At 44.9% G+C, this 20,239-nt stretch carries 18 protein-coding genes; 9 read left to right on the top strand and 9 right to left on the bottom strand.

From position 1 onward, the window contains the following. Nucleotides 1-55: 55 nt before the first annotated feature. Together PQG66_RS11890 and PQG66_RS11885 are read right to left on the bottom strand one after the other, a co-directional pair. On the bottom strand, nucleotides 56-1,231 hold the full coding sequence (locus tag PQG66_RS11890) for an aminotransferase class I/II-fold pyridoxal phosphate-dependent enzyme (protein ID WP_272037875.1): 1,176 nt from the start codon (nucleotides 1,229-1,231) through the stop codon (nucleotides 56-58). 94 nt (nucleotides 1,232-1,325) lie between these two features. After that, entirely contained in the window at nucleotides 1,326-3,398 is a 2,073-nt protein-coding gene (locus PQG66_RS11885; protein WP_272037874.1) for a methyl-accepting chemotaxis protein, read from the bottom strand. Between the two features lie 499 nt (nucleotides 3,399-3,897). On the opposite strand from PQG66_RS11885, the gene PQG66_RS11880 reads away from it, so the two are divergent. After that, nucleotides 3,898-4,119, top strand: coding sequence for a hypothetical protein (locus tag PQG66_RS11880; protein ID WP_272037873.1), 222 nt, complete (start codon nucleotides 3,898-3,900; stop codon nucleotides 4,117-4,119). A gap of 154 nt (nucleotides 4,120-4,273) precedes the next feature. On the opposite strand, the gene PQG66_RS11875 is transcribed toward PQG66_RS11880, so the two are convergent. Next, nucleotides 4,274-4,993 (bottom strand): SDR family NAD(P)-dependent oxidoreductase, encoded by a 720-nt coding sequence (locus PQG66_RS11875; RefSeq protein WP_272037872.1) that lies wholly within the window; start codon nucleotides 4,991-4,993, stop codon nucleotides 4,274-4,276. Between the two features lie 165 nt (nucleotides 4,994-5,158). Further along, nucleotides 5,159-5,581: a winged helix-turn-helix transcriptional regulator gene (locus PQG66_RS11870; protein ID WP_272037871.1), complete on the bottom strand. Its 423-nt coding sequence runs from the start codon at nucleotides 5,579-5,581 to the stop codon at nucleotides 5,159-5,161. A 198-nt stretch (nucleotides 5,582-5,779) separates the two neighbouring features. Here PQG66_RS11870 and PQG66_RS11865 point away from each other — a divergent pair, with 198 nt between their 5' ends. Further along, complete coding sequence (locus PQG66_RS11865) at nucleotides 5,780-6,310, top strand: NAD(P)H-dependent oxidoreductase (RefSeq protein ID WP_272037870.1); 531 nt, start codon at nucleotides 5,780-5,782, stop codon at nucleotides 6,308-6,310. A gap of 126 nt (nucleotides 6,311-6,436) precedes the next feature. Here the strand turns inward: PQG66_RS11865 and PQG66_RS11860 are convergent, their stop codons facing one another. After that, entirely contained in the window at nucleotides 6,437-8,002 is a 1,566-nt protein-coding gene (locus PQG66_RS11860; RefSeq protein WP_272037869.1) for a glycoside hydrolase family 43 protein, read from the bottom strand. Nucleotides 8,003-8,046: 44 nt separating this feature from the next. Continuing rightward, nucleotides 8,047-9,981 carry a carbohydrate-binding protein gene (locus tag PQG66_RS11855; protein WP_272037868.1) on the bottom strand — a complete coding sequence of 645 codons (1,935 nt, stop codon included), beginning with the start codon at nucleotides 9,979-9,981 and terminating at the stop codon, nucleotides 8,047-8,049. A 618-nt stretch (nucleotides 9,982-10,599) separates the two neighbouring features. Between PQG66_RS11855 and PQG66_RS11850 the strand changes: the two genes are divergently transcribed. Further along, complete coding sequence (locus PQG66_RS11850; RefSeq protein WP_272037867.1) at nucleotides 10,600-11,121, top strand: DJ-1/PfpI family protein; 522 nt, start codon at nucleotides 10,600-10,602, stop codon at nucleotides 11,119-11,121. 173 nt (nucleotides 11,122-11,294) lie between these two features. Here the strand turns inward: PQG66_RS11850 and PQG66_RS11845 are convergent, their stop codons facing one another. Then, nucleotides 11,295-12,098 (bottom strand): CPBP family intramembrane glutamic endopeptidase, encoded by an 804-nt coding sequence (locus tag PQG66_RS11845; protein ID WP_272037866.1) that lies wholly within the window; start codon nucleotides 12,096-12,098, stop codon nucleotides 11,295-11,297. Between the two features lie 346 nt (nucleotides 12,099-12,444). On the opposite strand from PQG66_RS11845, the gene PQG66_RS11840 reads away from it, so the two are divergent. From PQG66_RS11840 to PQG66_RS11825, 4 genes are all read left to right on the top strand, one after another. Then, complete coding sequence (locus PQG66_RS11840) at nucleotides 12,445-13,005, top strand: RNA polymerase sigma factor (RefSeq protein WP_442955078.1); 561 nt, start codon at nucleotides 12,445-12,447, stop codon at nucleotides 13,003-13,005. Next, nucleotides 12,998-14,221 (top strand): DUF4179 domain-containing protein, encoded by a 1,224-nt coding sequence (locus tag PQG66_RS11835; RefSeq protein ID WP_272037864.1) that lies wholly within the window; start codon nucleotides 12,998-13,000, stop codon nucleotides 14,219-14,221. Before PQG66_RS11840 ends, PQG66_RS11835 begins: the two co-directional genes overlap by 8 nt. Nucleotides 14,222-14,236: 15 nt before the next feature. Further along, nucleotides 14,237-15,211: a DUF5643 domain-containing protein gene (locus PQG66_RS11830; protein WP_272037863.1), complete on the top strand. Its 975-nt coding sequence runs from the start codon at nucleotides 14,237-14,239 to the stop codon at nucleotides 15,209-15,211. A gap of 205 nt (nucleotides 15,212-15,416) precedes the next feature. Further along, complete coding sequence (locus tag PQG66_RS11825; RefSeq protein ID WP_272037862.1) at nucleotides 15,417-16,229, top strand: stalk domain-containing protein; 813 nt, start codon at nucleotides 15,417-15,419, stop codon at nucleotides 16,227-16,229. A 139-nt stretch (nucleotides 16,230-16,368) separates the two neighbouring features. On the opposite strand, the gene PQG66_RS11820 is transcribed toward PQG66_RS11825, so the two are convergent. Continuing rightward, the gene (locus PQG66_RS11820) at nucleotides 16,369-17,217 is read right to left on the bottom strand and encodes a sulfurtransferase (protein WP_272037861.1); all 849 of its coding nucleotides are present in this window, start codon (nucleotides 17,215-17,217) and stop codon (nucleotides 16,369-16,371) included. 201 nt (nucleotides 17,218-17,418) lie between these two features. Then, entirely contained in the window at nucleotides 17,419-18,363 is a 945-nt protein-coding gene (locus tag PQG66_RS11815; RefSeq protein WP_272037860.1) for a DMT family transporter, read from the bottom strand. 255 nt (nucleotides 18,364-18,618) lie between these two features. On the opposite strand from PQG66_RS11815, the gene PQG66_RS11810 reads away from it, so the two are divergent. Continuing rightward, a complete protein-coding gene (locus PQG66_RS11810; RefSeq protein WP_272037859.1) occupies nucleotides 18,619-19,524 on the top strand; it encodes a polysaccharide deacetylase family protein in 906 nt (301 codons plus the stop codon). A 54-nt stretch (nucleotides 19,525-19,578) separates the two neighbouring features. Next, the gene (locus PQG66_RS11805; RefSeq protein WP_272037858.1) at nucleotides 19,579-20,229 is read left to right on the top strand and encodes a YkyA family protein; all 651 of its coding nucleotides are present in this window, start codon (nucleotides 19,579-19,581) and stop codon (nucleotides 20,227-20,229) included. Nucleotides 20,230-20,239: the final 10 nt, after the last annotated feature.

Raw genomic sequence — 20,239 nt, 5'->3', positions numbered from 1 at the left:
TTTGTTCACAGCAGAATTGCTGCCTTATCATCTATCAATATATCTATCTATAGACCTATGATTCAGAAATCAGGATACCACTGTTCTCTACATACTGAAGAGCTTGTTGGAGCTGATCTATCTCCTGTACCAGAGCAATTCTGATGTAACCTTCACCTGAAGGCCCAAAGGCGCTGCCTGGCGTAACAATAACACCTGCGCGTGTAACCAGATCCGTGGCGAAAGCTTCGGATGTGTCATAATGTGCTGGAATTCGTGTCCAGATGAACATAGTGGCTTCGGGTTTGGCAATATGCCAGCCCAGTTTAGCGAAGCCTTCACATAACATGTTGCGCCTTACTTCATAGATCTCTCTTACCCGCTCTACCTCACTTTGATCTCCTGTAATGGCTGCAATCGCCGCCTTCTGGATGGGGAGAAACATGCCGTAATCCATATTGGACTTAAGCTTTTTCAACATAGAGACAATCTCTGCATTCCCCATGCAAAAACCGATTCGTGCCCCAGCGAGTCCATAGGTTTTGGATAGGGAGTTAAACTCAATCCCCACATCCATTGCGCCGGGGTAAGAAAGAAAGCTGCCGCATGTTTTGTGATCAAATACAAGCTCGCTATAAGCGTTATCATGTAGCACAATAATATCGTATTTTTTGGCGAAAGCGATCAGATCTGTATAAAATGAGTCTGGTGCCATCGCCGTTGTTGGATTATTCGGATACGATACAAGCATGAACTTAGCTCGTTCTGCAACAGATTCAGGAATGTCATGGAGCTGAATGACGTAGTTGTGTTCTTCTTTTTGCGGCATGTAATATAGTTCTGCTCCAGCAAGAAGTGGCCCATCTGCGAATACGGGATAACATGGATCAGGGACAAGCACAAGATCACCTTCATCTACGATGGAGAGAGAAATGTGCGCAAGCCCTTCCTGTGAGCCGAGCAGCGAGCAAATTTCGGTTCTCGGGTCCAGTTCTACGTGATACCGCTCTCTGTACCAGTCGCTTGCTGCCTGAAGCAGCTCTTTCTGATCGTTCACGGCGTAGATGTAATTCGCGGGATCTGCGGCGGCTTCACAGAGTTCCTTCATAATATGCGGTGCTGGCGGAATGTTTGGCGTTCCAACGCTTAGATCAATCACAGGTTGATCATTCTCCAGCCGTTGTCGTTTGATGTCTAGCAGTTTGGTGAAGATCCCTTCACTAAAGTGTTCCATTCGTTTTGCAAATTTCATGATCAGTCCATCAGCCTCCAATACTCTTCGTGCACCTATCGTTTAATAATAAATGGATAGCGTACAAAAGAGAAGAGCAGGGGAGCACCATAGTTTACTCTACCTTGAAGTGACTCAGCTCTTCCTGCAGTTTGGTAGACAGCTGATTTAACTGATTCGACAGATCGGCTACCTGCTGAATACTCTCCAGTTGTTCCTGCGTACTCGCGCTGACTTCTTCAGTTGAGGCAGAATTCTCTTCAGTAGTTGATGAGATAATCTCCAGTGCCTGAAAAATCTCGTCTTTGTGTTGATGTACATTGACCGTGCTGCTTGTGATCTGTGCCATTCGTAGTTTGAGTTCTTCGAGGTCTCTGTTGATGGTGTAGAACACTTGCTTGGTGTCTTCTACGGACTTGGTGTTTTCTTCCGCTATCTTCATGCCTTGCATAATGTGTTCAACCGATAAAGATGTTTTCTCTTCAATAACGTGTACCTTTTTGTTGATTTCTTCTGTTGCCAGCGCGGTCTGTTCAGCCAGCTTGCGAACTTCTTCTGCAACGACAGCGAATCCTCTGCCATGTTCCCCGGCACGTGCAGCCTCAATGGAAGCATTAAGTGCGAGCAGATTCGTTTGAGAGGCAATTTGTTTCACTGTATCCACAAAACTGGATATTTCATTCCGGCTCAGATCGATCTCCTTAATAATCATAGAGATGGATTGAGTGGAATTATGATTCTCTGCCGACCATTTGGATAGTTGCTCGACAACGACTAGCCCCTGACCACTTTGATCCGCAGAGGTTTGCACCATGACTCCCATAGCCTGTGTATCTTCAGCAATTTCATCAATTTGTTTCGATAACGAGCCCGTTTTACGTAGAATGTTCTCTGTTTCAACAGACTGATAATTGGTTGCATTGGCGATCTCGTTGATCGCTGTAGATGTATCATTCATGGTCACAGCAGTTCTTGAAGATATCGATTGCAAGTCCTGGGAGGATTGGTTCAGCACTTGAGAAGAATTGCCCACGATTTGCAGCATGCTTTGAATCTTCTGCACCATGGAATTCAAGCCATTAGCAATTTGTCCAATTTCATTATTCGATTGAATATCCAGTTGAACCGTCAGATCACCTTGCTCAATCTGTTCAATTTTTCTGAGTAGCTGCGGTATAGTACGCAATAGACGACGAAGAGTAACATAACAGATGATGACAAGCAGAAGCGTAGCGGCTACGAATCCCCCAAGTGTAATCCATGTAAATGTTCGAAGCTCCGCCAGTACTTCTTTCTCTGAGATTGTCAGGCCTACGGACCATCCTGTGTCCTTGCTCGTTGCATACCCGATGTAACGACGTTCCCCATTGTCGTTCATCAGTTCAATGCCCGATTCACCAGCCATCATTTTTTTACCCACTTTGCCCATATCACCCGTACTGTTCACAATGTTTTCCTTCAGCACTTTACGCTCATCCGGATGATACAGAATCTCCCCACTTTTGGATAGCAACAAGGAATAGCCTGTGCTGCCCAGAGAGTAACTCTTCATAATGCTTGGAATATCGGTAAAGAGGATATCTGCTGCGGCGAATCCGATCATGTTGTTGTTATCATCCTTGATTGGATAAAAAATACCCATGAGTACTTTGCTAGCAGCAATGTCAATGTACGGATCAGAATAGTAGAGCCCGTCGGCATCTTTTATCGGCTGATAGTAAGGACGTGCCTGGATATCGAAGTCAGGAGCAGATACTACGCCGTCATTTTGCATCCAGAATCCTTTACCATCCAGACCGGCAATCCAAGCGTCGTTAAATGAAGGCTCGGCCTTCACAATTGCCGCGAGGGTATCCCTTGTTTCAGCAGCATAAGTAGAAGTGGCTGCTTCTGCTGCTGATTTGGTTGTTTCTATGTATTGCCTGAATAATTTATTAGTAGACATTTGTTTAACCAGTGCGCCCTTTTCCTTGAACAATGCGTCAAATTCACTAACAATAGCTTGTGTTTTGGTCTGGAGCATGGATTCCTGTTGTTGGACCAAGATGTTTCTTGTGCTTGCAAACATGAAAGTCCCGAGTACAGTAAACACGACAACAATGATAATCAACAGCACGATGGACAGTGTATTGGCGATACTCGATGTACGTGTCCTTTTGTTTCCCTGCTTTTTGAAAGTATTTAACATGTTTCATCTCCCCAAATTCTTAATAAGAAGTTGCAAACCCTTGAGTTATATTTCGGCATACTATGTAGATTTGTGTATATTTTTGTCGAAAAAAATATAGTGATAAACAACATACGGGTATTCCATTCAGTGAAGGTTGTTCATAATGGAATGAATAGGATTATTAGGAATTTGTTGTGAACCAGACAAGATAGGGGAGAGGGAAGATGACTCAGGGTTGGCATGCTTCCATACAAGGAATGCCATGGAATGCAGAAAAAATGAAGCAGGCAGTTGAACAGTAGCGACGCAGAGCAATCGTTCATTTTCGAGTTGGTGTGGATACGTACGAGGATTTGGCCGAATTGGATGCGAGCGTTTTCTCTCTGAGACCTGATTTGATTCTTCACATATCCAACGCGGATCTAATAGAGAAGTATGCGTCCGGAGTTCTCGGGCGATTGGCGAAGCTGAAGCATGTGTCTGTCACAAGCTGGAACAATTATGTGATTTCTCGCATATGGCCCAGCTCAGACAGCTTGAACTGGTTTACATGAAATCGCTTCGGGATATTGAATATTTATGGACGGCGAGTGCACTGGAGGTCTTGGAACTGAAAGAGATCAATGCAGCCCTCAAAGCAGAAGCTTTCGTTCGGCTGGCAGAGTTCGAGCAGCTGCGTCAGGTGCACTTTCGTTTTATTGATTTTAATAAAGGACGTATTGCTACAATGCGTGAGTAGCTCATTCAACAAGGCAAGTCACATGTAATCTACGAGCATATTCCTGAACATGAACGAGTACAGTGGATGGAGATCGAGCACATATCCCGATATTTAATATGACTGTATCAGCTGGTTTCAACAAGAACGTAGAAAGTAAGTTATCCCTTTTTTGCTATGTATTCAAATCAGTAAGAGCGGGTACGTTAATCTCTTTCACACAGGCTGCCTTGGACAGGCTCACAATACAACGGACGATCGATACCATATCTTGAAGGGGGATACGTGTCCCGTCATACTCAGAAAGTGCACGTTCTATTCCTTCTTCGTACGGAATCTCTGCTGCCAGCTCTCCCGGATTAATGCAGGTTACAGCAATACGATCTTTTCTTGTATGTTCCCGCAGAGCTTCTGTAATTCCACGTATCGCGAACTTGGATGCAACAAAAGAAACCTGAGTGCTACCCGCATTGCTTAATCCGGCTGTAGAGCCAATAAGAATGATCTTTCCTGCTGCAGACTTGCGAAGTTGAGGAAGTAAAGCTTGAATACATACAATAGTGGACGTTACGTTCACATGTATCAGGTTCTGAATATCGGAAGGCTCATCCTGGTCGAAGGTGTAGTGGTCTTCGAAGCCTTCCTTTTCCCAGATCCCCACGTTATAAATCAGTACATCCAGCTTTTCGTTACGCAGCTGCTCCGTGATCTGTTTGGCAGCCTGAAGCTCAGAGAGATCTGCCTGAATCCATATTCGCTGTACACCGTCCTTCAGTTTCAGACTTTCCGGCTTGCTGCGGGATACAACCCAGACTTTATCTCCTGCCTGCGGCACTCCACGGACGAATGCATCACCTAATCCTTTACTCGCACCAAATACAATATATTTCTTCATTCAAAAAAACCTCCTGACGACAAGGATTGGATAAAATCAAGTGCCTGTTTGCCTCGGTAAGTGAGTTGTGCTACAGGATTCATTTAACTGCATCATTATTATGATAATAATCATATTTTACTATAGAGGTGGTATTTGATAGATGAAGGTTGAATGAGGAATATTTCACATTTTGGTCTCACTCCGCTCATGAGGAAGAAGGGAGAGCGATGGAGAACTGTGAAAGAACGAATCGCCATCGCCATCGGATAACAAAACAACCTCTTCCCCTCGTTGCTGCCTAAGCGCAATATTATCCCTTCCCCAAGCACACATCACATCCACAATGGTATTTGCTGTGACGCCATATTCAGTAAGGCCGTACTCTACTTTGGGAGGCATCTGTTGGTAGACATGCCTTGTGACAAGACCATCGCGTTCCAATTCGCGTAATTGTTGAATCAATACTTTTTGGGAAATGCCGGGCATGCTACGCTCTAGTTCTCCTGTTCTTTTGACACCGGACATTAATAAACAGATGATGATGGCTTTCCACTTGCCGCCAATGATTTCGAGTGTGGCTTCAATGCCCAAACGATATTCCTTCATTCATATCACCTCGTTATTTATATATACGTGTTCACAGGGATAACTATTTATTATCTCACAGTTACAAAGCAGAAGTCCATACACACCTTGAGGTAAGTATCTTACTTCATTGTGTGTATTTTCTTTTGGGGTGACGGGGTGGATAATGATCCGTAATCAAGGGAAAATCAACCTGTTTTGGAGAGAGGAAGAAATGAAATGAAAACACTGGTTATTCTCGCACATCCGAATATGACAACTTCAAGAGTGAATCGCCGCTGGAAAAAGGAGCTGGAGCAGCACGCAGAGCAGGTACGTATTCATGAATTGTACGAAGTTTATTCTGACTGGAACATCAATATTGCTCGTGAGCAGGAGTTACTGGAGGCACATGATCATATTATTTTGCAGTTTCCGTTCTATTGGTATAGTTACCCGCCTCTGCTCAAAAAATGGCTGGATGATGTGTTCACGCATGGATGGGCTTACGGATCAAAGGGCAATCGATTGCATGGAAAGCGGATGGGGCTGGCAATAACCATTGGGGATAAGCGGGAGAATTACGGAAAAGGACGGCCGGTAGGTTTTAGTGTCGAAGAACTGATCGCGCCATTCAAGGCAAGCATGAATCATGTGGGCGTTACAACACTGCCGCATTATGCTGTCTTTGGTGCCTCATTCCAGGCAAGTGATGAACAGATTGATCGTAGTGCTACAGCGTACATCCAATATATTAAAGCGTTCAAGTGAAATGTTTTCATAAAAAATGAGAATGACCTGGCTCCGCACATGGCGGAGTACCAGGCCACAGTTTTACTTCAAGTGTACTTTATGTCGCGGTGCTGATCCACAAGATCAGCATTACGCTCATTCCGTTTACTCGACACGGAAGAAGTCAAAATCAGCATATCCTCCTGCAGACTTGGTCGCATAATTGAACAATGCAAAACGATAGCCCATAAAGTGTGGCATCGTATACGACATTTGCAACGTATTCCCAATGTTGGTCCAGTTTGTTCCATCCAGACTATAAGCAAAATAAGCTTTATCCGTTCGATTCGTGAAGTCACAGATGACTCGCAGATAGACTTTGTTTTGATTCAAAGGTACGTTTGCCACTTCGGTCATTGTGCCTGAGCTGGCATTTGTCATTACGATAGATTTGGTATTCCCTGTCACCTTGACACCGACAAAGCCATATTTCGCTTGAAAAGCAGCGAGACCGGCATAATCCCCATCTTTCATGCCTGCCGTCTCCAAGGCGGTAATGCCTGTACTTTTTGGTCCAAACGTACGCTGATTCAGTGTATTTCGGGCCTCCAGCAGATTTTTGCTGAGCTTGCCTGTCGTCAGTCGCATATAGCCAGGCCGCTGGCTTAAGGACCATTTGGTCGGATCAGGATTATGATTCCACTGCCAGACCTTCGATAGAGCCGAGTTGCCTGAAGGTACATTAAACTCATCAGAACCGAACACTTTAGCTGGCGCTTGTCCTTCAACAGGCATATTCATCGTGAGTGGGACTTTGCCATTTACCCCGAATACGGGCCAGTTATCCACCCAGTTCACAGGGACAAGATACGGAATACGCCCAACGGCTCCGCTATCGCGAAACAGCATGCCGTACCATGAGCCTGATGCGGTATCTACGATCCCGCCTTGTGCGATACCTGAATCTCTCAATACCACTTTGCCTGTATATGGCCCTGTCAATGTATTCGAGCGATAAGCGAGCTGAATTCGTCCATCACCGGATGGCCAGGCAATCAGGAAAACATAGTACATCCCATTAATCTTCTGAATGTGCGCACCTTCTGCCTTCACGATCATATTTGAGCCAGCAACAGCACTTGCATTCGGGATTAATACCTGATTAACACCGCCTGCCTTCACGGCTTTGGCATCAGGCGTCAGCTCGACGATGCTGATGTTATCACTTCCGTGTACAAGAAATGTGCGGTTCCCGTCGAAGAGAAGGGAAGGATCGTGGTAATAGCTGTTCAAAGTATATGGTGTCCACGGTCCAGTCTCAATGTTACTGGTCTGGTAGATGTACGTCTTTCCTGTGGACAGCGAACCAAAGGCGACATAATAGGTGCCGTTATTGTAGCGAAGACTGCTGGCCCAGGAACCGCGCCCATATTCGTTCTGACCATTATTCAGATTCTGTGCATCACCATTCCCAAGCGTATCATATACATAGTTCACAATGCTCCAGTTGACCAGATCATATGATTTCATAACCGGAACACCAGGATTCATATGCATGGTAGTACTGGTCATGTAGAAGGCATTGCCTACTCGAATGACATCACTGTCTGGTACATCTGCATAAATGACCGGATTGTTAAACGTTGCGGCGGAAGCCTTCTGATTAGCCAAGGGTAATGACGTTAACAGTAGAGGCAGAGTAAGTAGAAGCAACCCGATTTTTTTCCACATAACTTGTCCTCCTGACAGGTTGAAAAAATCTTGAATATCATAAATTACTGCGAAATTTCAAGATAATCGATGTAAGCATCCCAAGAACCGTTATCTGTAGTTACTACGAGCTTGATCTCCTGATCCCCTGTAGCGTGTGTAATGTTGGGCAGTGTTTGCACAGTTGGCTCGGTTCCTGTGAAGAAGAACGAACCTGCGGTGACACCACCGATTACCAGATCGACACGGGCAGTACTACTGTTGTTAGAAGCCCCGCGAAGAGAGAACTGATGTGTAGGATAGGCAAAATATTGATTGTAAGCCGCATAATCATTGTTAGCATAAAGTGCCACGCCGCTAAAAGGAGAATTAATCAGGCCAGCATACTGGCCGCCAAGAGTCATGCTTTCTGTTTCATATCGATTAGTCCCTGGATTGGGATTCGGGTTAGGATTTGGATTGGTTCCGGAACCGGAGGTGAACTGCCAGTAATCCAGATTGAATAGATTTCCATTACCTGAGCCTGTAAACACCAGATACAGATGGTGGCGTCCAGTCGTATTGGTGATGTTCGTTTCCAGCTCACGCCAGTTTTGTGCACCACCAGTAGATGTGACATTAAGTGTTCCGATCAGAGTTCCCGTAGGGCTGCCAAGTCGTAGCTCAATTTTACCATTTCCGGTAGAAGCTACATTGGCCTTGAACTTGGAAGCACCTGTTGAACCAAAATCCACATTGCTTACAGCGACCCAGTCCCCATTATTGATATTGGTTACATTTTGGTTGGCAATTGGTCCACCACTGGCTTGAGTTGGTTGTGTATTGATGCCAGCTTGCCAAGCAATTGTCTCGGCTTCTACGCGGACATACGGGTTGAGATTAGCTCGTTGGGGAACACCCGTCATGTTGCCCTGTACTTCCTGGATTGAACCATCTGCATTATGTGTAAGTTGGTTGATGTGAGTAGAACGATAGCCTTTGCCATCCCCGAGGAACGCCTTGCTCACGGTTTGTGCATGGTATGCGACATACCACTGGTTATTGAACTGGAACACGGCATGATGATTGTTACCACCAACACCGAAGAAAGTGCCCGGGTTTTTGAGGAAATGCCCTTTGTATGTGAAAGGTCCCATTGGGCTGTCACTGACCATATATCCAATTTCACCTTTTGGGTATGCTGCCGGATGATTGCCTGCAAAATTGATGCAATAGGAGTAGTAGTATTTGCCGTTATATTTATGAATACCTGAATCTTCAAACATGTAAGGTGCATCAATGGTTGTGGCGCTACCAACGACACTGGTCATGTCGGCACCGAGACGAATAACACGTGATGTTTTTGGATTCGCGATGGAAGCTGCATTATTCTCGTTCGGAATACCGCCTCCTGCATACAAATAAGCGGAACCATCGTCATCGACAAGTACAGCTGGATCAAAGAGCCAAGTTACACCCGACATACCAGGCGTCCCATGGGTAACAAGCGCCCGTCCGATTGGATCAGACCACGGCCCGATTGGGGAATCTGCTGTCAGAACACCAATTCCTGCACCTGAGTTGGCAAAATACAAGAAAAATTTATCTTTGCCGGCAATTGTTTTTTTGGCCATTGCTGGGGCCCATGATTGGCTTGCCCATTTGGCAATACCTTGTCCATTGTTCGCATTGTTCGCACCTGCTACTGGAATGTAGCCATGGTCGGTCCAGTTCACCATGTCAGACGAGGAGATTACGCTGATTCTGCCGATGGTGCCGTAGTTGTTTTCTTTCACAGAGCCATCGTTGTTGTACAAGTACGTATCTCCAGTCATGTAAACATAGACGCGATTGTTATGAACAAGCACATAGGGATCGGCTCCCAACTTGTGATCGACAAGTGGGTTGGCATTAACAGGCGTCTTCGCGACAGCCGAATTGGCTGCATGGCTTGATTCCATCGGCATCATAACAAAAACAAGGATTAACGACATTAGCAGAGCTAGTTGCTTACGAATCATACGTTCGCCTCCATTGGATTAGTGTGTTGTCGCAATTTGTTTGTAAAGAATGAGATGTTGAAGAGCGTGATGCGAGAGCTGAAACAGAAGCTTGAAGCGGTTAAGTGTTCTTCATGACACCTCCTTTATTGTGATGATTAGTGGAATCTGTAGTTCATGATGCCTTATATGGCTTAAGCTAGAAGACTTGCACGCAAGGTATTGGGTACAGTGCGACAAGTAGACAGCTATGACCCGGATCCAAAAGAAGCGTGTGGAGAGCGGACTTGTAATACGTAATGATGATAGAGTGACAACAGAGCTATAATATGTCCGGTTGTTTGTTGTAATCGCTTTCAATAAACTGAGTCTAAAGATTGTTGAGAGGAATAAAAATAGCGGAATTAATGTAATTATTTTTCATATTTGTTTTTAAATGTTATTTATTTGACGATATCATATCACAAATGCACAAGAATACAATCATTTTCTATCAAAATTTGTAAAAAAATAATGTTGCTAGTTACTGCCAACCAATATGTTCACCATACAAATCTATGTGATATGCTTGAAAAAAGAGATTTTGCTGTGCAACTCTAGAAGTTAGGCACATTACAATACATAAAGCAGGTGAGTATTATGAATACACATGTCATAATCTATGACGGATATGTAAGTTTTGAAATTATGCTAGCCATGTACCTCATGAAAACCAAAGGGGATATCATAACGATCGGAATGACATCAAACCCAGTGAAGTCCTATGAAGGCTTAATTGTTACACCACATCATTCCATGGATGAGGTAGATCACCGTGATATTGAAGTATTGATCATTCCAGGAGGAGATATCAGCGAACTTCAGCAAAATAAACAACTGATTGCACTGCTGCAAAAGTTAGAAGGTGATCGTAAATTTATTGGGGCGATCTGTTCCGGGGTAGACCTGCTCAATCAAGCAGGGATTCTGGAAGGGAAGCAATACACAAGTAATGATGCAACCCACTCTGACACGTATGTGGTGCACGATAATATCATTACAGCGAAAGCGAACGGGTATGTGGACTTTGCCTTAGCTCTTGGTCAGATGACAGGCATCTATGCTGATGAAGCAGATTATGAAGAAACCATAAGGTTTTTTAAATACTTTGAAAATGCTTAAAAGGATGAATAGATGACCGAGTATTTCAGTCTAATACTTGTTTAAGAAACCCGGCGATTTACACCGGGCTTTTTGCTTTTTTATCGGCTGGGTCTGCTAGTATGCTGAATGATCAGGGAATCTGCGTCAATCGTCACAGCATGGTATGACTTCGGCATAATTGTTCACCTCTTCTAACGCATCACTTTTTTCGTATTCTCCATTATATCTAATATGTGTTTTGCTTTGCCACGTTGTATAAATAACAATACAAGAGCAATCGTTATTATTCCAATGGTAGTTACGAGTTTAATAAATAGACGTTCGTCCATAACCCAAGAGGCGGAAAAAGCATTGATTAGACTGTGAAATAAAATACATAGCCAGATGCTTTTACTCAAGCGGTAGATGACTGCCAGTGCAAACGACAATCCAATAACCATAAGGGTAAATAGTCCGAAATTCCAGTTATATTGACTGGTTCCTTTAATAAAAAAAAGTGGGATATGCCATACAGCCCAGATCACAGATGTAACAAGGACTGCTCTAAAAAATCCAATTTTCTTCTCAAGCATCGGTTGTAGAATATAACGCCACCCCAATTCTTCCAGCCCGCCTCCGATGATCATAATTGGAATAGACAATACGGCCATATATATAGGGGAATTTGAAGTGCTACCTCCTAGTAGTGCGGGAATACCGAAATACGCAGTGGTGAATATAAACACGATAATGTATGCCATAAGCGGCTGTTTGACTGCAAAAGCTTCTTTGATGAAAGGTTTGAATCCTGATATTTTCCTATAATGTCTCAAAATAAAATATGCAGCAAGAGGTGGTCCGCTCCCACCGATTGTAAGCAGCAGCATACCCAAGGGAGTCCTTAGTTCTAACCGTCCCATCTGGCTGGCTAAGATTAGAATTCCCCATGAACAATAAGTGATGAGGAAAGTCCATAGGATATATTGCAATAATAGTTTGGTGCTGCTTTTTTTCAAGTTGATCCCTCCTATTTTAATGTAGACTCTTGTTGCGATAGGCCGTTTATTACTCTCCTCATTACTATAAATATCCTCCATATTGTCTCGCGATTGTCCTCCTGGGATTGAGTATAGAACGTGAGAAGATCTCTTGTATCAAGCCTTGGAAGGAATCAAACTAAGTCTATAGACTGAATTCTTTTTGGACGTATCGGTTTTCATTCTCTTCACTGAAGTGTGTTTTTAAGGGCTTTTGAGACAGCCTTTCTTTTGTCAATTTTCTGTATTCGTAAATTTTTTTACGTTGTATATAACCTTTTGCTGTACTTGTCCATCTAATTCTATAGAGGGCCCTCAGAAGGAGATGAAATTCGTGCATCAAACTATGGAACAAGAAGTCAAACGAGCACAGCAGGGGGATCGTGAAGCATTTATTCAGCTGTTCCGGAGGCTGGAACCCGAGCTGTACAGTTTGGCCAAGTCCATTGTGGGACGGGATGAGGACTGCGCGGATGTTCTTCAGGAAACAACACTGAAAGCGTATAAGAGCATCACCGGGTTACGAAAGACTGCTTATTTCAAAACGTGGCTTATCCGGATTCTAATTAATGAATGTAATCAAGTACTACGTATGCGCAAACGAACCATCGTCATGGCGGAGCTGCCTGAGCATACAGAGACGGGCAGCAATGAACAGCATTTTGTGAATAGTCGACAGCATGATTTGCGAGAAGCCGTGGAGAATCTGGACGAATCGTTACGTTTGGTTGTTCATCTGTTCTATTATCAGGATTTGTCGATCAAACAAATAGCAAGTGTACTTGAACTGTCAGAAGGAGCTGTCAGAGCCCGATTACACAGAGCGCGAGGGGTGCTTGCGAAGCAGATCAATGAAATTGGAAAGGGGAGAGTGGCGTATGAATAACCATGATCTTGATCAGCAGCTCCGGGAGCTAGGGAAGAAGGATGCGAGTAAGGTTCCAGACTTAATCCGACGCCGCCAAGAAGAGGTATACGCCACTCTGGAAACTCTCCCGATGCAAGAACGCAGTCAACGAGTAAAGGTTGCTCGCGTCATGCCTCAAATTCGCCGTATGATGTTGACAGCTGCAGCGGTAATGATTCTTACCATGGGCAGCTTGCTGGTCGGTGCTGCTTTATCCCCAGCCTTAGCGGCATCCTTGCAAAGCGTTCCGCTAATTGGCAGTTTGTTTAAGTTGGCCGACGACTTAGGGCTGCAAACGCTGGGAGAGCGTCGGATTGCCGATGTTGTGGGAGTAAGTGCTACGCATGATGGAATTACTCTGCGTATTCCGGAACTCATATACGATGGTACACGGCTTTCCATGGTGGTTACTCGTGAAGGAGAAAAGTTAAGCGGCAGTATTCTTGATCAGGTTTCTACAGGAAATGGAACTCAGCCGAAATATCCTAAAGGAGCCATTCATTCATTTGATGTTCAGATTAATGGTCATTCCATCCATCGGGGAGAAAGTGGATGGAATATAGGGCTGGGAGGAAAACAGACTACTGACCCCAATACAGCTATTTATGAACTTACGCCACGTTCTTCGCCCAAGCAGTCCGCATCAGAACTTCCTGATACATTTACGCTGACAGTTCAGGTCGGTCTGGAGGGAGTAGAAGAGCCGTTCGTGTTGGAACTTCCGGTGCGAGAACATCAGGCCAAAGTCATTTCGAATATTCAAAAGTCGAAGGAATGGAAAGAGCACAAGCTGACACTGAGCAAAATTCAGTTTACACCCATTACAACCAAAGTGTCGTTAAATGTAGTCTCCAGTGGTCCAAAAAACCAGAAGTGGCAGCAACAGCTCGGATTTGAGCTGTGGGATGACCAGGGGAATATACTAGGTCTCATTGGTGGATATGGAGCGTATGACACTAACCGTTTGGGAGGAGAGCTTCACTATGATCTGTTGTTTGAACGTCTCGAAGTGGCTACTCCCTCTGTCAAACTAAAAGCTTTTATACCTGAAATGGAGGAATCTTCATTCTCTTCAGGGAGCTTCAAATTTAATGAGCGCGGAGAAGTCATTAAACATTATATCAAAGAGCTGGAGATCACCCTTCCGATTGATCAAGCGACAATACAGAAACTATACGAGAATTCATCTCAATAAGAGGAGAAGATAACCATGAAAAAAACATCTAAAATTATTGCAGTATCTGCTTTGGCAACAGGATTGTTCGTTGGAGGTGGGGCTTGGGGATACCAAACAACATATGTTGATGCTGCAGCAGCCCAAGCTAGTGGAGAGAAAGGAAAAGCTGTGAGTAAAGCGAAAAACATTCGAGTCACCCAGAGTGGCATTACCCTTGAGATGACAAAAGCAAATTTCGATGGAAACCTGATTGATATTTCCCTCGACCGAAGCGGCAAAGAAGTAAATGGCAGTTTCGTATACAGTGGTACAAAAGATGAAGGGAGTGCCCAAATTGAACACGGAAGTCTTCAATCCATTGACGTATTTATTAACGGGAAATCGATCATGGAGCTTGGCGGGAAAGCACTGGGGAAAAGGCCAAATCTGAAGTGGGGACCTGGAGATACTCCGGAGAGTGTTCGTGTTAACGTTACGGATGCCTCTTGGTTGGGTGGTAAAGGTTACGCTTTCCCAGAAAAGTTCCAGCTTAAGTTAAAAGTAAAGTTGGAAGGCGTGGATGAACCTTACATCATAGAACTTCCCATGCAGAAGGCAGCAGGCAAACCAGTAGTAGTAAACAACACGCTGACCAAACAGGCCGGTAATATAACCCTTGAGCTTGGTAAAATGAATCTTACATCATCATCCTCTCGTATCCAACTGATTGAAAAGGGCAATGCTTCAGAACAATACTCCGGAATCATGTACGAGTTTGTAGATGACAGCGGGCGTCGACTAGATTACTTGACGGCCTTTGGTACTGATCAAAATAACCAATCAAAAGCATTTTACCATGACATTGTATTAAGCCCGATTCATAGCAATGCTAAATCTATAACGATTAAACCATTTTACCCTGAGATGGAAGAACCCGGTGCAGCGAATGGCTCGTATAAGATGGATGCCAATGGGGAGATCGTTAAACATTTTATTGAAGAGTTAGAAATGAAGGTTTCGCTAAAATAAAGTCAAATATGTTGTGTGATAAGGTCAGCTATTTTACGAAGGTATTCAAGAAGGTAACGGACATGACGCCTGTTGAGTTTAAAAACGGAATCTCTTAGGTCAACAACCTGCTTACAGCTTGCTTATCATTAAAGTTTATCCTCCTCGACACCGATAAAGATAGAGGTAAAAACAATTGTTGTGACAATACTGGAGGATGAACATCATGAGCAAAAAATCAGTTAAGCAAAAGACACTTTATTTCGCAACAGGCTTTATGGCAGCCACGTTACTGACATCATCGGTTACGACGTTCGCTGCGCCGATCAAAAAGCAGATCGATGCCTATTTCAACAACACAAAGATTTATGTGGACGGCAAGCTGGTGCATGCCAAGGATGAGAAAGGAAAAACCCTGGAGCCGCTGGTGTACAATGGAACGACCTATCTTCCGGTAAGAGCCGTGGGTGAAGCATTCAATAGTAGTGTAAAATGGGATGGCCCCCAAAATAGTATCTACGTCGGTAAAGTGAACGCAGGTGATTATAATGTTGCCTTGAGCCGTTTGGATTACTTCAGCGAATCCCAGCGTTATCAGTGGGGAAGAGAACCATGGAAAAATTACACGGGCAATGTCATTAAGCCTTGGAACGAAGAGTCTGACAAGGATAGTACAGGTTCCAATTACGCTAATGGTTTATTGTTTGAGTTGAAAGGGTCAGGGACGGGTGCGACTTACGGACTGGAATCCGATCGCGAGTATTTACTTAATCAGAAGTATAAAGATTTCAAAGGAAGCTTTGTGCTACATTATGACAGCCGTTCTTCCGTTCATGCCCATGCCGTGCTGAAGGTTTACGGTGATGACAAACTGCTTTATACCTCTGAGGTTGTAGAAAAAGGAACATTGCCCATTTCTTTTGACGTTAATGTAAAAGGGGTCAACAAGCTTAAACTGGTAGTGACGAATACGAACATGGATATGGATTATTCCGACAAAATTCAGTTTGGTATTGTGAATGCCGGGTTTTTGAAATAAGACAGGCCCTCTGATGTTAGAGCCATCAGGTGAAATTGTTATGCCATCTGTTAGGGAACACCAAAAGCGGCACACGGCGACAGCCACTAAAAATATAGTCACAAACAAAAGAACCCGCAAATTCGCGGGTTCTTTCACGTTATTCTTCTCCGGATTCTTCTCCGGTAACCACCGGATTCTCATCATAACTGATCCAATCGCTCCAGCTTCCGGAATACAGCTTCACATTCGAGAATCCCGCTTCTTCGAGGGCAATGACGTTCGGGCAGGCCGATACGCCTGAGCCGCAGTACACAATAATGGAACCATCCTTGTCCAGCTTGCTGAACCGCTCATCCAATGCCTCAACACCAGACCAGCGTCCATCTGCACTCAGCACGTCTTTCCAAAAATAGTTCACCGCCCCCGGAATATGTCCGGCCTTGGCGTCAATGGGTTCCTCAAGTCCCGCATAACGGCGGACATCGCGAGAGTCGATCAGCACGGCGCTCCCGTTTGCCGAAGCCTGCTGTACATCCTCTACACTTGCCAGCATCTGCGGCTGCAGATTCACGTCAAACGAAGACGGAATCTGTACAGGTACATCTGTGGTCACTGGGAACTTGGCATTCTGCCAAGCAGAGAAACCCTCATCCATGACATAGACTTGCTCATGTCCCATATAACGCAGCAGCCACCACAGACGCGAGGCGTTCATGCCGCCTTGATCATCATAAGCAATGATGCGACTATTAGAGCTGATTCCTGCTTTGGCAAGGCGGCTCGCGAGTGCAGCTGGATCAGGGAGTGGATGGCGTCCGCCATGCTCTGTGACCGGAGCAGAGAGATCTTTTTCGAGATCAAGGTAGACCGCGCCTGGGATATGTCCAGCTTCATAGGCTTGTCGACCGGCATCGGGCTGTCCAAGTAAAAAGCGACAATCCACGATAGCTACGTCCGGTTCATACATTCTGGCGAGTAGCCAGCGCATGGATACAATATTTTTCATAACAATACACCGCCCTTAAATAATATATTTCTTCATATATACTGCCCGAACCTACTTAATGTAGGCTACAGTGCACTTTTTTTACTTAACAATGGTGGATACGTTAGCGATCTATCACGACTAGATTAGACGCCGCTATATCATGATGTCACTATATCGAAATGCTGCAGTGTCGCTATATCTCGCTATCTCGCAATATCGCTATACCGTCTTAGGTTCAACTGGAGCTGGAGCGACGAGTGGAGCATCATCCGGGATGAGCTGAGGCTTTGTTTTACCGTAACGGATAAATACCCATACCCCGAACAGAATGACGACACCTGCCGACATTTGGAGCGTACTCAGTGATTCACCGAGCAACACCCAAGCTAGCAAGGAAGAGAACACTGGCTCTCCGAGAACACCCATAGATACCGTCGTAGCGTTCATATATTGCAGCAACCAGTTAAAGAGATAATGCCCGAAGATCGTAGGAACGATGGCAAGTAACAGGAAGATTCCCCATTCAGATGCCGCATACCCGCCGAACGGATGCCCCATAGCCAGATTGTACACGGCGAACGTGCAGGCGGCGACGAGAAACACCCAGAAATTATACGAAAATGCACTTAGACCTGCTCGCAAAAATTGACCCAGTAGCATATGCACGGCCACCGCCATGGTGCCAAATAAAGAGAGAATATCCCCTTGCAGCGCAGTGCCTGCCACCTGAAAATCTCCTGCACCAATGATGATTGAACCGAACAGGGCGATGCCCATACCGATCAGCATCATGCGATTGATTTTGGCTTTGAACAGCCATACCGAACCTGCCAGAATCAGAATTGGCTCCAGGGCGAGAATCACAGTTGAACTAGCGACACTCGTTAATCTTAGTGAGCCCATCCAGAGCAGGAAGTGCAGTGCAAGCATTATGCCGGAAGCAAGTAGCAGAACCCATTGACGAAAATTAAGGCGCATCATCTCATGCGTGTGCGGCCAGACGAAAGGCAACATAAGCAGATTGGTTAAGAACAGGCGATACATCGCAATGACCGCAACATCTGCGTCAGACCAGCGTACAAAAATAGAGGAGAATGAAATGGCGATAATGCCGACAACAAATAACAAATAGATCGATCTGCCGGCACGGATTGTGCTTCTCATAGGTGTAGCTCCTTCTCAAAAATAAGATAACCTAAATCACCTCATTATACAGGAGAAGACCCAAGCAGGGAAGATCATTACGAAGTAAGACAATTTAGATGAAAAAGGGACAAGAGATAAGCAGATTGTAACCGGGCTTGTAACTATTCTGTCATTCACAGGGCGCGATTTTCTATTAATCTTCTATATATAGACATGATTCGAGAGAATATTCCATTCATCGGGAAAAAATGAAAGTTAGGAAGTGGCCAGTTCGTGAGAGTACAACAAGAAACAACGCGAGATTATGGAAATGTTATTCACAGCGTAAGTCGCAAACAAACCCATCAAAGAAGACGGAAAATCCGCTACGGCAGGTTAAGTGTGGCTCTTATGTTGCTGGTGCTGCTTGTTGCGGGATTGACATATGCATTCATCGGTATGACTCATTGGATTAAGACACTGATTGCTCCGCCACCTATTGCAGTCATTGAACAACCTGCCAAACTGGGCATGATCCAGCTCACTCCTGAGGCGAAGGAGGAGCCTGCGCGGTTTCTCGGACAGGTTCGTAAAGTTGCATACATAACATTTGACGACGGGCCAAGCAAATATACACATCAGTTGCTGGATATTTTGAAACAACATGAGGCGAAGGCGACGTTCTTCATGGTTGGACATCAGTTGTATGAATACCCGGATGCCGTGAAACGCTTGTACAAGGAAGGCAGCTATCCAGGGCTCCACAGCATGACACATAACTATAACAAACTATACAAGAGCGGAGGCTCTGCTGGCTTCGTGAATGAGTACAAAAAAGAGCAGAAGATGGTCGAGAAACTGCTTGGATTCAAGCCGAATCTCATCCGTGCCCCATATGGAAGCAGCCCGCAGATTGGCGAAGCTTTCCGAGGAGATATTGCGTCAGCAGGCTTCAAATTGTGGGACTGGACGACGGATTCACTGGACTGGAAATATGCAGGTCAACCGGACAAAATTATTGCTCGGGTGAGCAACAGCGTGCACAGAGATAAAGAAGTTATTTTGATGCACGAGCGGGAACAGACGGTTCAGGCACTGCCCAGTATTATGAAACTATTGGAAGACCGGGGTTATGAGTTCGAAGTGTACGAGCCGAATGCACACTGGGTTGTTAATTTCAGCGGAGATACCCGTCTGTAAAGCATCATAGTAGAACTTTAACCGGTTTAGGCAAGAGAGGAAGAATATATGGTGATGAGTGGTAAAAAAGTGGCGCTAGCAGCATGCAGTGTACTGCTGATGATCCTGCTTAGCGGGTGCGGAGAGCCTCAGGAACCTGCGGCTAACCAGATTAACCGATTGGTCGAGAGTGACCAGGAGATCGGCAAAAGTCTGAAGGAATTGATGAGTTATGAAAAAGAAGACATGGCATTATACAAATCAATCTTAAGCAATGGCAAAAATAAAAACAGTGACATCGAAGCTCTGCTTGATCAAGCAGAAGCTCATATACAGCAAAGAAGAACGTTGCTCGGGCAGGCCAGCAAAGCCATGCAAGAGACAAGGCAGCAAACGGAAGTGCTGCGCCACTCCCTGAAAGAGCTTACGATTGAAAAGGAAGAGACGCTTACACATGCGGAAAAGGTGCTGGAGCAATATGAAGCAAGAGCCAAAACATTTGAGCTGTTTGTGGTTTCTTATGAGCATAGCCTAGATGCTGAAGAGCAGTTATATAGTCTGATGCGGACAAGCGCGAATCCGAATCTCGTTAAAATTAAACGGGCCATTCGGACACGGAATGAAGAATATGCCAAGCTGGCTGAAGTACGAAAACAATTCAACCTGCAGACACAAGCGTTCAACGCTGCTCATGCACAGCTGGTGAAGCTGGATCAAGTGGGATAAGCCAGGAAGG

Source organism: Paenibacillus sp. JJ-100 (genome assembly GCF_948329825.1).
Taxonomy (GTDB): Bacteria; Bacillota; Bacilli; order Paenibacillales; family Paenibacillaceae; genus Paenibacillus.
Note: the sequence above shows the minus strand (reverse complement) of the source record. Positions and strands in the feature narration are given on the sequence as shown.

What these genes read in the sequence shown, in the direction of transcription:
- PQG66_RS11860 (WP_272037869.1), bottom strand. Translation starts at nt 8,002, where the DNA reads ATGTGGAAAAAAATCGGGTTGCTTCTACTTACTCTGCCTCTACTGTTA.
- PQG66_RS11840 (WP_442955078.1), top strand. Translation starts at nt 12,445, where the DNA reads ATGAAATTCGTGCATCAAACTATGGAACAAGAAGTCAAACGAGCACAG.
- PQG66_RS11875 (WP_272037872.1), bottom strand. Translation starts at nt 4,993, where the DNA reads ATGAAGAAATATATTGTATTTGGTGCGAGTAAAGGATTAGGTGATGCA.
- PQG66_RS11835 (WP_272037864.1), top strand. Translation starts at nt 12,998, where the DNA reads ATGAATAACCATGATCTTGATCAGCAGCTCCGGGAGCTAGGGAAGAAG.
- PQG66_RS11890 (WP_272037875.1), bottom strand. Translation starts at nt 1,231, where the DNA reads ATGAAATTTGCAAAACGAATGGAACACTTTAGTGAAGGGATCTTCACC.
- PQG66_RS11820 (WP_272037861.1), bottom strand. Translation starts at nt 17,217, where the DNA reads ATGAAAAATATTGTATCCATGCGCTGGCTACTCGCCAGAATGTATGAA.
- PQG66_RS11815 (WP_272037860.1), bottom strand. Translation starts at nt 18,363, where the DNA reads ATGAGAAGCACAATCCGTGCCGGCAGATCGATCTATTTGTTATTTGTT.
- PQG66_RS11850 (WP_272037867.1), top strand. Translation starts at nt 10,600, where the DNA reads ATGAATACACATGTCATAATCTATGACGGATATGTAAGTTTTGAAATT.
- PQG66_RS11805 (WP_272037858.1), top strand. Translation starts at nt 19,579, where the DNA reads ATGAGTGGTAAAAAAGTGGCGCTAGCAGCATGCAGTGTACTGCTGATG.
- PQG66_RS11870 (WP_272037871.1), bottom strand. Translation starts at nt 5,581, where the DNA reads ATGAAGGAATATCGTTTGGGCATTGAAGCCACACTCGAAATCATTGGC.
- PQG66_RS11855 (WP_272037868.1), bottom strand. Translation starts at nt 9,981, where the DNA reads ATGATTCGTAAGCAACTAGCTCTGCTAATGTCGTTAATCCTTGTTTTT.
- PQG66_RS11885 (WP_272037874.1), bottom strand. Translation starts at nt 3,398, where the DNA reads ATGTTAAATACTTTCAAAAAGCAGGGAAACAAAAGGACACGTACATCG.
- PQG66_RS11830 (WP_272037863.1), top strand. Translation starts at nt 14,237, where the DNA reads ATGAAAAAAACATCTAAAATTATTGCAGTATCTGCTTTGGCAACAGGA.
- PQG66_RS11880 (WP_272037873.1), top strand. Translation starts at nt 3,898, where the DNA reads ATGGCCCAGCTCAGACAGCTTGAACTGGTTTACATGAAATCGCTTCGG.
- PQG66_RS11825 (WP_272037862.1), top strand. Translation starts at nt 15,417, where the DNA reads ATGAGCAAAAAATCAGTTAAGCAAAAGACACTTTATTTCGCAACAGGC.
- PQG66_RS11865 (WP_272037870.1), top strand. Translation starts at nt 5,780, where the DNA reads ATGAAAACACTGGTTATTCTCGCACATCCGAATATGACAACTTCAAGA.